The sequence below is a fragment of the Vibrio sp. dhg genome, assembly GCF_003443775.1.
Taxonomy (GTDB): Bacteria; Pseudomonadota; Gammaproteobacteria; order Enterobacterales; family Vibrionaceae; genus Vibrio; species Vibrio natriegens.
The window spans coordinates 997,157-1,011,047 of sequence record NZ_CP028944.1 but is presented as its reverse complement, the minus strand read 5'-3'; the positions used below and the strand labels follow the sequence as shown (position 1 = coordinate 1,011,047).

The following is a 13,891-nucleotide window of genomic DNA, read 5'->3' as shown; positions in this document are numbered from 1 at the left end:
CCGCTTATCTCATTTTCAAAGGCTCCATCTCGGAGCCTTTGTTTTATCTCAACAGGAAACTTAAATGGATTTCTTGGCAATCGTGCTCGTTGTGTTTTCAGCAGTTTTGCATGCGGGCTGGAATATTCTGGGCAAAAGCAGTTCTGGGTCAGGCTTGGCATTTACGATGGCTGCAAGCCTGTCTGCGTGTGGCGTTCTTACTCCTTATTTGATTTGGTATTTGACGACGATCGGTTGGACTTCACTGCCCGCAGAATTCTGGGGAATGTTGACCTTTAGCGGGCTGGCGCAAATTGTTTACTTGGTCGGTTTGATCATTGCTTACAAACATGCCGATGTTGGTGTGATTTATCCGATTGCCCGCGCTTTGCCAGTCATGATGGTTGGTGCATTCAGTGTTGCACTCGGCCATGCGCTTTCGTCTCAACAATGGCTTGGGTTTGTGTTGATCACCTGTGGCTGCATCTTGGTACCGTTGACGCATATTCGCCAGGTCACTTTGGCTTCTTATCTTAATGTTGGTGTGTTCTGGGCGCTGATCGCTGCAATTGGCACGACGGGTTACTCTTTGATGGATAAGGAAGCCTTGAACCTACTCACTCAGCAAGTTTCGGCTGTTATTCATGATCAATATAGTGCGATTTTCTATCTTGGCGCGCAGTTCTGGGCTATGGGCTTACCTGTTGTGCTTTGGTGCCTGATCACTGGGAATTTGTCAGAGTTGCACAAGGCCTGGCAAATTCGAAAAAGTGCGAGCATGGCTGGCATTATGATGGCATCGACTTACGGATTAGTACTGTTTGCGATGACGATGACAGACAACGTGAGCTTAGTTGTGGCTCTGCGCCAAATCAGTATCGTCTTTGGTTTGCTGATGGGCGTTTGGCTGCTTGCTGAGCGGTGGTATCTCTCCCGAGGGGTTGGTGTGTTGCTGATACTTTGTGGTCTGGTTTTGACGTTCTATTGAAATGATGGCTTATATGCCTTGGTCATAAATGACGCGTTCACTATTTTTACTTGTCACACCGCGCAACTTTTTCTATCGCCGAGCGATAGATTTTCTAGCTCGTTGAAAATACGCATCTTTTGTAAAGTGAAGTCATATCTAAACATGACTGATGACTTTCACTTATCAACTTTGAATTTTAAATGAGGATACGTATGACTCACCCTTCTTACTGGTTTAAGCAAGCGCTCGAAATCGAAAACCCTCAACCTGCTGTTGCACTAGCTGACGATCTTGAAACTGATGTACTCATCGTTGGTGGAGGCTTCACTGGGATGTGGACAGCGATAATGCTTAAGGAGCAAGCTCCGGAAAAACGCATTACTATTATCGATAAAAGTCTCTGCGGGAGTGGGGCTTCTGGAGCGAATGGCGGGTGCATGCTGACCTGGTCAACCAAATACCCAACGCTAAAGCGTCTTTTTGGTGAACGACACGCCACCTGGTTGGTACAAGAGTCAGAGCGAGTCGTGCTTGAAATTGACGAGTTTTGCCGACGTTATGCGATTGATGCTCAGTTGTCGTTAAAAGGTGTGTATTACACCGCGACTAACTCAGCACAAGCTGGTGGAATGAAGCCAGTAGTGGATGAATTAACGCGTCTTGGAGTAAATAGCTGGCGAAAATGCAATGTGGATGAACTGCAAGCGAACACTGGCTCCTCGGCTCATCTCGAAGGGTATCACTCACCCGTTGCTGCGAGCGTACAGCCTGCATTGCTTGCCAGAGGGCTGCGTCGGGTGGCGATAGACATGGGGATAGAAATTTACGAAAACACACCGATGGTTCAACTGGAATATGGTCAGCCAGCGCCCATTCGCACGCCACAAGCAACCATCAAAGCTAAGCAGGTAGTGTTAGCGCTTAATGCTTGGATGGTTGAACAGTTTAAACAGTTCAGGAACAGCATCGTTGTGGTCTCCTCTGATATGGTCATCACGAAACCGTTGGGCGATGAGTTATCTAAGAGCGGATGGAGAGCTGGTTCCAGCGTTTTGGATTCTCGTATTTTTGTTCATTATTATCGAGATACACCGGATGGCCGTCTGATGCTTGGAAAAGGGGGTAACCAGTTCTCCTTTAACAACCGAGTCGACACCATGTTTGGTAAGCCAACTCAGTATCAAAACCTGCTTAGAAAGTCGTTTGATAAGCTCTTTCCTGATTTGAAAGCGAGCGAGTTTGACTATTCCTGGACGGGGGGCTCAGACCGTTCCACAACGGGTTTTCCGTTTTTTGGCCAACTGGATAACCAGAGTAATATTTTTTATGGATTTGGTTACTCTGGCAATGGTGTGGCGCAAACCCGGATGGGAGGCAAAATTCTCTCGTCTTTGGTGCTTGGGTTAGATAACGACTGGGCTCGCAGTGGTTTGGCTAAAGGTCCGTTGAGCCACTTCCCTCCAGAGCCACTTCGCTGGATTGGAGCCATGACTGTGCGTAATGCCGTTCGCCGAAAAGAGGCAGCAGAAGATAACGAAGAGAAAGTTAGAGTTTGGGATAAATGGCTGGCAAAACTCGCGGGACCAGCAGGCAAAGCCGATAAGCTCGACTAAACTGATGACTTCAGCCACAAACAATAAACTTTGAAGTGAAAATAATAGGGGACACTTTAGCCCTGTGTTAGCCTCTGTCTTTCAAGCTCAGATTCAAAAGGTGAGTAATAGAATGAAAATATTCAGCAACTTCGATAGCGGTAGCATTCACGTAGTGAAAGCGGATGATAAAAACGACATCCAACTTAAAATCCCCAACGATAACATGTCGGAATTCTACCAATGGTTCCACTTCCGTTTAGAGACTGAGGCTGAACAGTCACACACCATTAAGTTGTTAGACTTGGCGAAATCTGCTTACCCAGAAGGATGGCAAGGCTACGATGTCGTGGCATCTTATGATCGTGAAGAGTGGTTCCGTGTACCTGCGGACTTTGATGGCGATACGCTCACATTTACGGTTATTCCAGAACGTGGCTCAATCTACTTTGCTTATTTCGCGCCTTACACTTACGACCGTCATCTTGATTTATTACACATGGCACAAAGCGCACATCATTGTCAGCTGGAGACTCTAGGTCACACAGTAGATGGCAATGACATGAGCCTGCTGACTTTTGGCGAGCCAGACGAGGGCAAAAAGAAAATTTGGATGATCGCACGTCAGCATCCTGGCGAAACGATGGCAGAGTGGTTCATGGAAGGCATGATTCAGCGTTTGCTGGATGACAACGATACAGTCGCGCGAGCTCTTCTCGAGAAGGCGGTTCTTTACGTTGTACCAAACATGAACCCTGATGGCGGTATTCGTGGCCATCTGCGTACGAATGCGGTCGGTGTAAACCTAAACCGTGAGTGGCAAACTCCATCAATGGAAAAGAGCCCAGAAGTCTTTTTAGTCCGCCAGCGAATGCTGGAAACTGGTGTCGATATGTTCCTGGATATTCATGGAGACGAAGCTCTGCCATACAACTTTGTCGCGGGTTCTGAAGGCATTCCATCTTATGATGAAAGTTTGGCGGCTCTGGAGCATTCGTTTAAGCAAGCGCTGCTCACCATCACGCCAGAGTTTCAAGATGAAGTGGGTTACGATAAAGACGAACCTGGTAAAGCAAACTTAACTGTTGGATCAAATTGGGTTGCAGAGCAATTTAAATGTTTGTCTTACACCATAGAGATGCCATTTAAAGACAACAATAACCACCCTGATCCGCTGTATGGTTGGTCACCTGAACGTAGTGTGCTATTTGGCCAAGATGTGTTGGCAGCAACGTTAGCGGTTGTGGACAATATTTAATTGGTTTAGTTCCCTAAAATCAATCGAACACATAAGCAGTTCATCCTAGATGAGCTGCTTTTTTGTTTGGATCTACTTGTCAATTGGTAAATATTTCCATTCGATCAATGCCTTATAAATAGAATCTTAATAATAAGAAATTTACAAATTAATGTGAATTTTGTCACACATTTAAGGAAAAGATATGATATTCTGCGCACTGAGTTGATTATGGCTATATCAATGCAGATGCATTATTTTTTCTCATGCAAGTGGTTAGAACACATGCGTGAATATGAATGATGACATGTTTTTTGGCATTGGTGATGAACACCACATTTACTTTATTCCGGTGTTATTTAGCTAGGTTGTCTCAAATAATAAAGAGAAAGTTGCTGCCTCATATTGATAACGCACTCCTTCGCGTTTGATGTGTGGCTCGGTATACAACAAATAGGAAAAAAGAATGAAAAAAATTGCTTTTGCAGTGGCTACTGTACTTGCTGGTGGTGTTATCTCTAACGTTGCGCTTGCAGACACTTACATCGGCGGTAAGCTAGGTTACAACGCTCTTAACGACGCGTGTTACCTGGATACCTCATGTGATGATGATAGCTTTGCAGCGTCAATGCATCTTGGCTACAGCTTCAATGACTACATTGATGCAGAGTACGGTGTTGATTACTTAGGTGATTTCAAAGCAAACTTCAACAAAGCAGGCAAAAACACCGTTGATGGCGAGCTTTGGGCATTGACTCTAGCGCCTAAATTCAACCTTCCGCTGACGGATTCTTGGAACCTGTTTGCGAAAGTAGGTGCTGCATACATGATGGCTGGTGACGAAAAAGACTTCGTTCCTACAGGCTCTCTAGGTGCTGAATACCAAATCAACTACAACTGGAGCCTACGTGCTGAATACCAACGTTACCAAGATATGTCTGACGACATCATTGATGACATGGATGCAGACTACTACGGTATTGGTTTTAACTACAAATTCGGTTCTGAGCCAGTGGTTCAGGAAGAAGTGGTAGAAACTCGTCCGGCAACAAACATTGTTGAGCACGTATACCCAGCACAAACTACAACAGTACAATTTGGTCTTGAAAGTGCAGAAGTGAAAGATACTTCAGCATTATCTGAGACAATTAATGTAATGAACACTTACCCACAAGCTCAAGTAGAGATTACGGGTTACAGTGATACAACAGGTACTGCTGAGTACAACCAACAGCTTACAGAAAAACGTGCTCAAGCGGTTGCTAACGAGTTCCAAGCTCAGGGCATTACTGCAGAACGTATGACTGTGAAAGGCATGGGTGAAGCAAACCCAGTTGCTAGCAATGATACACGTCCTGGTCGTGAAATGAACCGTCGTGTAGAAGTCGTTGTTCCAGAATTCAAATACGAAACGACTGAACAAGCAGAATAATTTGCTGTTTTAGTTAACGTATCTTCAAAGCCAGCGCATGTCGCTGGCTTTTTTGATTCTGGAAGTAGCAACTGGATAAAATAGCAACCCTTTCATCAAATTGTCATCGTTGTTTCATAGCATCTTTCACTCAGCGTAATTGGAGAATGCTATGCAAAACCTGCCGCCGCTCAATTCCCTTAAAGCATTCGAAGCAACGGCGAGGCAACTGAGTTTTACTAAAGCTGCACAAGAGCTGAGCGTTACCCGAGCTGCGGTCAGCCAACAGGTAAAATCTCTGGAGCTTCTGCTTAATGCGACGTTATTCGAGCGTAAAGGCTCTCAATTGGTACTTACACAAGCCGCAAAAGAGTATCTCCCTGTGGTAAGTCATGTTTTTCAAACGCTTTCTGTGACGACTCAGCATTTGTTTTCTCGTCAGAACACCGCGCAGCTTAACTTACATGTGGCTCATAGCTTTTGTTCACAATGGTTAATTCCAAGGTTGGCTGACTTTCATCGTCAGCACCCCGAAGTGTCTCTAAAAATATCGACAACAGCCAATATTGTGCCTAACGCCAGTGCTGTTTCTGATGTTGAAATCATTAATGGTTATGGAGATTGGCTGTCTCAGGACTCGATTCAACTGACAGAAGAACATTGGATTGTTGTTGCGAGCCCGGGTTTCTTGCACCTGAACCCAATTGTCGAGTTAGCTGATCTTGCGAAGGCACCTAAAATTTCCACCAGTGGTTATCACGAGTCGTGGCAAGTTTGGATGAAATATCAAGGTCACCAAGCAAAGTTCACTAAGCCCGTTGCAGAGTTTGAGCACTCACTGCTTGCGATTCAGGCGGCGATTAATCACTTCGGTGTGCTTTTGGTCAGAGACTTTCTGGTCGAGGATGAGCTCGCTCAAGGGACATTAATACAGATAGGCTCCTGGAGCATGCCTAGCGAAGGTGCTCATCGGATGATTGTCAGAGGGGCAGACAAACCACATGTACAAGCCTTTACCCAGTGGTTACGTCAGAGTATCTAACCAGTATTCGGGAAACGGGAACGGATTAATTGTCCTATCCCAGGTTTTTACTAGATATCTAAATAGAAAAATACCGCGATTAACGCGGTATTTTTTGTTTCTGTTTAAGCTGCGACGCTGCGCTTATTCACATGGTGGTGCCATATGGATTACCGCTAAACCACCCAAAGAAGTCTCGCGATATTTTTTGTTCATGTCCTTGCCCGTTTGGTACATGGTTTCGATAACTTTATCCAGAGAAATTAGGCACTTGCTTGTTCTTTTTAATGCCATTCGGGATGCGTTAATCGCTTTCATTGCACCCATTGCGTTTCGTTCAATACAAGGTACCTGAACCAGCCCACCAATAGGGTCGCAAGTCATGCCGAGAGAGTGTTCCATTGCAATCTCTGCAGCAATACAAATTTGTTCGTTGCTACCGCCTCGCAGAGCCGTTAAGCCTGCCGCTGCCATAGATGAAGAGACACCTACTTCACCCTGACAACCTACTTCGGCACCGGAAATAGAAGCATTGGTTTTGTACAAAATGCCAATTGCACCTGCGACGGCGAGGAAGTCCTTGAGCTGTTTGATGTCTAGCTCTTTGATAAAGCGGTGGTAATACATTAACACGGCAGGAATAACGCCCGCTGCGCCGTTGGTAGGAGAAGTGACGACTTGTCCACCTGCGGCATTTTCTTCACTCACAGCGAAAGCAAACAAGTTAATCCAGTCCATGATCTCCATTGGATCATTTTCAACCGCTGCGTTTGCTTCCAGTTTCTTCAATAGGTTCGGAGCTCGACGTGTGACATTGAGTCCGCCTTCCAGAATACCTTCAGTATCAAAACCACGCTGCATACACAGAGACATCACTTTCCAGATCTGTTCCGCTCTTTGGTTGACCTCTTCTTCGTCACGAAACGCCAATTCATTCTGAAGAATCATTCCACCTAAACTAAAGCCGTTTGCTTCCGCTTTCTCGAGCATCTCATCGGCTGATTTAAATGGGAATGGGACTTCAACCTCAGCTTGCTGCGCACCATTTTCCAGCTCGTCTGCGGTTGCAATAAATCCACCACCAATGGAGTAATAAATCTCGAACGCAAGTTGTTCGCCAGATTCATCTAATGCAGTGATTGTCATGCCGTTTTCATGTAAAGGGAGGTTTTCGCTATGAAAAACGATGTCATGATCGTAGCTAAAGGTAATTTCGCGAGTTCCGGCTAGCAATAAAGTATTGGTTTCGATGGTATGTTGAAGTGCGCTTTTCGCACTGGTCATCTTGATGTTATCGGGTTTATTACCCATTAAGCCCAGTACAGTGGCTCTGTCAGTATGGTGACCTCTGCCGGTTAGTGATAACGAACCATACAAGTCTACTTGAACCCTATGCACTTTCGCCATAGAGTCTTGAAGTAACTGAGTAAAGTTGAACCCGGCGAGCATTGGACCGTTAGTGTGGGAACTTGAAGGTCCGACACCAACTTTAAAAATATCGAAAATCGACAGCATTATTGACTTCCTTTAGCAGTGGACCTTTCATAGGTCTCTAGAGTATGACTGTTAATCGGATGTTAATCCCTAGGAGGCAGTTGGCAAAGAAGATTTTTATATTATTGCCAACTCAGGCGCTAAGCAGCCGAGAAATTAATAGAGATCGTAGTATGAAATTAGACAATGTGGTTATTGTTCTCGGTAAGCGTCTCGTCAAGAACAAACTAAGCCCGGAAGGGATTTCAAGAGTGCAAGCGCTCGTCAGTTCCCTTGGCTCATTGTCTTTAGAAAATACGGCAATCTTATTTTGTGGCGGCAAAACTCAAGGGCAAGATATCGCAGAGGCGGATGCGATGTTCAGCTATTTCCAGACACTCAATCATTCACTCTCACAGCCATTCCCGAAAAGTCAGATTCTAATTGAAAATCGTTCTTTAAATACCTTTCAGAACATGAGGTACGCGGCGGAAGAGTTGTGTCATAGCGGCTTATTTCAGGCTGCTGAGTATCATCAATTCCCGATTAAAGTGACCCTTGTTTCTAACGACTATCATCTGGAACGAATTATAGAAATTCAAACCTTAATGGATGAACAAGGATTATTGAGGGTGCTTAAAACACAGAGCGCTTCAATGGGGCTAGAGCTTAGTATTGCTTTAGATATTGATCAGCATATTAGCGTGCCATACCCGCATCATGGAGCATCAGCTCAAGCGTTTTTACTGCTTGATGAGCTGACAACCTACCGAGTTTATTTAGAAGGCGCGATTCGCGGGGTGTTTAGCCAAGGCTTAGCTGCTGTAAGAGCGAAGCCGTTGCATATTGCTCAAACCGCGATAGAAAAACTAGAGATTCTCCCTCTAGATCATGAATCCTTGCAGAATATTCAGGAAATAAAAAAGGCCGTCGCAATGACAGCCTTTGATGATAATTTAGACGTGGTTCAGCAAGCTTTAGATATCATACACCCGCTCTTAACCGTGATGAACCGAACTATCGATCCTGAGTCTGCGCTTTAATTTCACCACGGGTGCGGAATGCGCTCAGGGCAATCAAGCTGTAGCACAGTAGCTCAATCCCTTCTTCAGAGATATTTTTCACGTCGCGAACGTAGCTTTCATCCATCACATGGCGCCAAAAGCTGCCCATTCCGTAAAGACGTGAAAAAACAAGCAATAGTACAACTGAGCCGATTAATAGCTTCATGTGTGGGTTTTTTAGGATTCTCGCCATCTCATTCACGCTGCCTTTGCCGCCTTGATAGGCTTTCGCACAGGCTAAAGCAGTAACAGTTAGCGCAGGAAATACCCAAGAACCGTGATGAATCATATCCATCCAGTAATCCATTTCACGAATCATGAGTACAGCAAAAAAGCCAGAAATCAGGATTGCAGCGTGTTTCAACTCAGGAGTATGTTTCGATAAGCTGAAAAATGACCATGATGCAATTGCCAGCATGACTAACTGAAGTGATTCCGTAATCGATAACTCACCCAGACTTGAATCTAATACAACGTAATCGAGGCGAATACTTAGATTAACAACAATGCTGATTGCAACAATCATCAATGCACTCAAGCATGCGCGATAAATGGTGCGCTTTGATTCATCAGTGATGACGTTGGTTTGTGCTGCTTCGGTCTCTTTAACTATTTGTGCTTTCATTTTGACCACCCACTCCAGAAATGTGGAAAAACCGTGAATTTATGTGATATTTGCCTCGAATTTTATTGTCCGGTTGGAAAGTTATGTCATGAAATTGTCAGGAATGTCAGAGGGTCCGTACAAAATGGACAAACTAGTTTCAGTAGCACAAATAAAAAAGGAGCCATGTGGCTCCTTATTACTGAATTTCGTTTACGATAAACTCGTTGAAGGTTAGTAGTCCTCACCCTCTTGATGATTTTCCCGATAATATTCCCATTGTTCAGCGCGTTCATCATCTGAAAAGACACAATAGGTTACACGTTCACCGTTCTCTGTAACGGTGTCCAGTTCTCCACCTTGTTGAACACAATATACAGATGCCGGATTTGCTACGGATGTGTATTCAGTCGAGCGTGTTGCGTTATCGTAAGTGGAACAACCAGCGAGCCCAGCAGCTACTGCCATAGTTATTAGTAAACTTGTCTTATTCATTATTGATCTCCGCATGGGATGGACGAGTATTGTATTGATTATAGGCAACTTTCGTCGGTTCATGTCCTAACGATGTTAAAAGTATGAAGGCGAGGCAGGTTGAGAGATTCAAATAAGATCTCGATCTACTTCCCCAGGTTATGAGGAACTTTAAATTAGAGTCAGGTAGACGCTCGGAATTGTAACTTGGGAAAGTAAGACAATTTAGGTAGTATGCGCGCAAAAGCATTCACTACGGAATCCTCAATGAGACACTTAAAATCAACGGTTCATCCAGATATTGATCATCTCGACGATAAAATCATTTTTAAGCGTAATGCTGCACGGGCCATCGTGCTTGATGGTGAGAATGTATTACTGCTCTACACGGAGCGCTACCATGATTACACTTTACCTGGTGGTGGAATTGATGATGGTGAAGATATCATTGCCGGATTGGTTCGAGAGTTAGAGGAAGAAACTGGGGCAAATAACATACACAGCATTAAGCCATTTGGTCTTTTTGAAGAGTTTCGGCCTTGGTACAAAGATGACGCCGATGTGATGCATATGATCTCTTACTGCTATACCTGCAAAATTGATCGTGAGTTAGGCGAGACGGCTTATGAGGATTACGAGGTTAAGAACGGTATGCGTCCTGTGTGGATGAACATCCATGAGGCGATTGCACACAACGAGCAAACGATGGCTGAGAGCCCGAAAAAGGGCATGAGTATTGAGAGGGAAACCTTTTTACTGCAACTGATCGCCAAAGAGCTGGTTTAACGATCCATACGCTTGCGCAGCGCAATGTCGGTGCGACTTTATAACGTTAGCCCAATAAAAAAGTCCGAGCTCCCCCCCGGAACTCGGACCTATTCCAGACGCGCAAGCGAAGCGTCATCTCGATGTTCGAATCTGTTATCGCGTTAGAACTTGTTATCGCGGTAATAGAACAATAGCCGTTTTATATTTGATGTGTAAATGGTTATTTAGTCTAACGGCTTTTTTTAATCACTGATGAGAAGTATATCCATCCAATTACAGTTGTAATTTGGGTAACTATCAGTAAACCACTGCTCTTTCTTATCTTTGAGATACAATACCTTAACTTTGGTAAACACGCTTGCATCAAGATCACGAGTTATTAATTTAGCCTGTCTAGGTTTTATAATTTTAACTTTTCTCTGACATTTCTCAGTGCGTAATTTTTGGTTCTGGTTAACCCATGAAGTAAGTCGGCTTAAGTCGTTCAATCGCTGAGAACGTTGATATGTCTCTTGGGAAAAGACAAAAAGAGATTCCGGACGGCTTGTTTTTAGCACGTTGGGAATCTCGGATTTGAATCAAGTTTTGGAAGGTTCCGAGACGGAACGGTGAAATTTCTGGAACAACCACCCAAGCGCAATTAAAGATGCGCCCAAGCCCAGGAAGCTAATAGCACGCCAGAAGCCATCCAGAGAACGTACATCCCACAGGAACACTTTTAACGCCACGCACGCCAGGATGATGAGACCAATACGTTGCATATTCATTGATTTTCGAATCACACCAGCCCATGTTAGTAATCCTCCAACAAGCAACCCTGCGACCGAATAACTGAATAGCTCGGCCATGCTGGTCGATTGATATAAAGTCATAGAATTTGTTTGCCAGAACTGTCGGATAGACATACCCAACCAGATAGCTGCAAGTGTAAACCCGATTCCTGAGATAACATGACGGTGAATTCGTAATGTGTTCCACTTCCTAAATACCGCAGCAGTTAGAATACATGCCGGTAGCAGCCAGCCTAAACTCAACATATTGAAAAGAGGAATGGCTTGAGCGGATACGTTATCAACGTTTAATGGCGATTCAATCGTATTGAGTAACAAAGTCATTAAAGCAAATATGCTCCAAAGCAAGTAACTGTATGCTTGGTAGACGTAAGTGAGTTGCTGTGCGAACTGGCTGCGGTAACTGTATACGAAGCCCATGACTAAAGCCTGGTTCGCGAAGACAATGGCACTGGTAAAGTCGATGTGTCCAAGGTAGCCATATTGTCCCGTTAACCAGTAGTTTGTTTGTGTGAACAATGCGATTAAAAAGACGTGCAGAAATGCACCTTCAAACCAATTGGCGAGATCAACGTCTGCTTTGGTTAGCACGGATCGAGCATACGCAAGAATAACGAGTGCAGGTAGATAACTGAGTAGTACCCACGCCCAGTGCCCTGTTTCAACTGGCTGCCACTGAGGAATAAATGGCAGAAGCGTCAGGCGAACAACCAAAGCACCCATCATTATTTTGACTGCCCAACTGGCAGGGCGAAAATAACCTGCTTGTATTTGTAATGCCATCACAGCCACTTGTGCCGAAATCGCAGTAGTTAGCCACGTATCGCTAAGCCAAACAAAGGAACAGCCTGCAACGATAGCATGAACGACTGCGGAACATTCGTAGGCGAGTCGTGTTAAACGCATGCCCAAATAAACGTAGCAGACTGCAACTAAAGCCGTAAAGAACGTCCAATACCAGGCATAGCTGTACATAAACTCGTGTGCATAAAACAGAACGATTAGCGTCATTGAAGGTGCAAGGGCGAGCAACAAGACACTGGTTATGGAAGAGCGATCATTGAGCCCTTGTATATAGTTCCTTAGCGCAATAAACATGATACTCAATGCTAATGCGAGCAGAATACTGCTCTCACTCTGTGACATGTAGAGTGTGTCAAATGCGACGGAAACAACCAATATAGCGGTTGCTGATACCAGAACCGAAGGCAGGAAAACTCGCGTTGACCAACCCTTACGTAACGCGGGTAGCCAGATAGCTGCAACAAGTAAAATATAGCAATACGCCATTTGAAAGACGTTAAGCTCGGGCATTCTTGTTATTGCAGAAAAGGTCAGCAATACGATTGCAAGAGACGTGATGACTGGAGGGTTTGTCCATTTATTCTGGCAATGGCGATAACGAGGGTTGAGTGTCCACCCTAATCTTGGCAAGGCATAAACCAGATACAACGTGAGCGACAAGTAAATATAAGACCAGGAGAATAAACTCTCTGTCGGAATACTTTCTATCAGAATGAGCATCCAAAGCGCATGCGGTATGCTACTACTCGGTGAGATCCAAGCCCTGCGTACCTTCTGCATAAGCAAAGTGGCCGCAATGGATATTGCGCTGATGTAACCCGCCAACAGGAAATAATCAGGTTCAGCGCCGCTTATCCATAAGGGCGCAGTGTAGCCGCCGATTAATCCCAACACGGCCATTAATGGCCCCTGCCTTAATGACAAAGCAAGGCTGGAAAATGCGGCGACAGCTAAGATCAGCAATGAGATGCTTGGTGTCAGCATCTGGTAGACAACAAACGCAAAAATAACCGTACAGTAAACGCCGGTCAGGCCAGTTCCAGTAATGGCGGCTGGAACATAAGTGAACCCTTGGGCTCGTTGTGCTCGTTCTGGATCGCGCTGTTCTTTTCGGTGAAACCACTCGCCTGCCGCGATCATGGCAAAAGATAAGGTGAATGCAAAAGCGATACGTACGAAGGGTGAAAACTCAATATGGCTGCCAATCACTTGCACCAAGTAGCCGCCACCAATAAGCATCGCCAACGCTCCCACCCAGACGAGCCAGTTTTCTTGGAGGCTAGAGAGTAACTTTTCGGTTTTGTTTTCCCAATGACTGTTGTCGTTCTCGGCGAAGCTCGCAATCTGAATATCTTCCTGAGCAGTCTGCTGCGCGAAGAGCGGCACGGTTGGTGACTCTAGAGCATCATCAGGCTCTGCTTTAGGTTGCGAAGGACCTGCGTCGTGAACATTCGTTTGGCTTGAAGTCGCAGTAGTGGGTTCAGAAGCAGGAGCGGAAGACGATTCACTTGTTTCTGGTTGGCTTTGTTGATCTAACCATCGTGAGCGGAAATCCGACAGCTCTTTGCGGAGCTGCGTTATCTCGTCTTCCAGATTTGAAATTCGTTTTACTGCTTTCAATGTAATTAGCAAGGCGAAAAACGCCATAGTCACCGCGAATAAAGTCAACAAGTGCTTTTCTCCCTATCCTGGTCTTTTCAACG

Annotated in this window: 11 protein-coding genes; 7 read left to right on the top strand and 4 right to left on the bottom strand. The window is 45.0% G+C overall.

Going from position 1 to position 13,891, the window contains the following annotated elements; all coding sequences use genetic code 11:
- The first annotated feature begins 64 nt into the window (after positions 1 to 64).
- From DBX26_RS20250 to DBX26_RS20230, 5 genes are all read left to right on the top strand, one after another.
- Positions 65 to 967, top strand: coding sequence for a multidrug transporter (locus DBX26_RS20250; protein WP_118120726.1), 903 nt, complete (start codon positions 65 to 67; stop codon positions 965 to 967).
- A 194-nt stretch (positions 968 to 1,161) separates the two neighbouring features.
- Complete coding sequence (locus DBX26_RS20245) at positions 1,162 to 2,562, top strand: FAD-dependent oxidoreductase (protein WP_118120725.1); 1,401 nt, start codon at positions 1,162 to 1,164, stop codon at positions 2,560 to 2,562.
- Positions 2,563 to 2,674: 112 nt separating this feature from the next.
- Complete coding sequence (locus DBX26_RS20240; RefSeq protein ID WP_020334376.1) at positions 2,675 to 3,799, top strand: M14-type cytosolic carboxypeptidase; 1,125 nt, start codon at positions 2,675 to 2,677, stop codon at positions 3,797 to 3,799.
- A gap of 445 nt (positions 3,800 to 4,244) precedes the next feature.
- Positions 4,245 to 5,210, top strand: a complete 966-nt coding sequence (locus DBX26_RS20235) for an OmpA family protein (protein ID WP_014233587.1) — start codon at positions 4,245 to 4,247, stop codon at positions 5,208 to 5,210.
- A gap of 151 nt (positions 5,211 to 5,361) precedes the next feature.
- On the top strand, positions 5,362 to 6,231 hold the full coding sequence (locus DBX26_RS20230) for a LysR substrate-binding domain-containing protein (protein ID WP_118120723.1): 870 nt from the start codon (positions 5,362 to 5,364) through the stop codon (positions 6,229 to 6,231).
- Between the two features lie 123 nt (positions 6,232 to 6,354).
- Here DBX26_RS20230 and DBX26_RS20225 read toward each other — a convergent pair whose 3' ends face one another.
- Positions 6,355 to 7,725 (bottom strand): L-serine ammonia-lyase, encoded by a 1,371-nt coding sequence (locus tag DBX26_RS20225; RefSeq protein WP_014233589.1) that lies wholly within the window; start codon positions 7,723 to 7,725, stop codon positions 6,355 to 6,357.
- 152 nt (positions 7,726 to 7,877) lie between these two features.
- Between DBX26_RS20225 and DBX26_RS20220 the strand changes: the two genes are divergently transcribed.
- Complete coding sequence (locus DBX26_RS20220) at positions 7,878 to 8,726, top strand: YdcF family protein (protein WP_118120722.1); 849 nt, start codon at positions 7,878 to 7,880, stop codon at positions 8,724 to 8,726.
- Here the strand turns inward: DBX26_RS20220 and DBX26_RS20215 are convergent.
- On the bottom strand, positions 8,701 to 9,372 hold the full coding sequence (locus tag DBX26_RS20215; protein WP_014233591.1) for a hypothetical protein: 672 nt from the start codon (positions 9,370 to 9,372) through the stop codon (positions 8,701 to 8,703). The two genes, DBX26_RS20220 and DBX26_RS20215, sit on opposite strands and share 26 nt — an antisense overlap.
- Positions 9,373 to 9,585: 213 nt before the next feature.
- Positions 9,586 to 9,846: a DUF333 domain-containing protein gene (locus DBX26_RS20210; protein ID WP_014233592.1), complete on the bottom strand. Its 261-nt coding sequence runs from the start codon at positions 9,844 to 9,846 to the stop codon at positions 9,586 to 9,588.
- Between the two features lie 246 nt (positions 9,847 to 10,092).
- Between DBX26_RS20210 and DBX26_RS20205 the strand changes: the two genes are divergently transcribed.
- Positions 10,093 to 10,611, top strand: a complete 519-nt coding sequence (locus tag DBX26_RS20205; RefSeq protein ID WP_118120721.1) for an NUDIX domain-containing protein — start codon at positions 10,093 to 10,095, stop codon at positions 10,609 to 10,611.
- Between the two features lie 560 nt (positions 10,612 to 11,171).
- Here the strand turns inward: DBX26_RS20205 and DBX26_RS20195 are convergent.
- Positions 11,172 to 13,859, bottom strand: coding sequence for a DUF2339 domain-containing protein (locus DBX26_RS20195; protein WP_118120719.1), 2,688 nt, complete (start codon positions 13,857 to 13,859; stop codon positions 11,172 to 11,174).
- Positions 13,860 to 13,891: the final 32 nt, after the last annotated feature.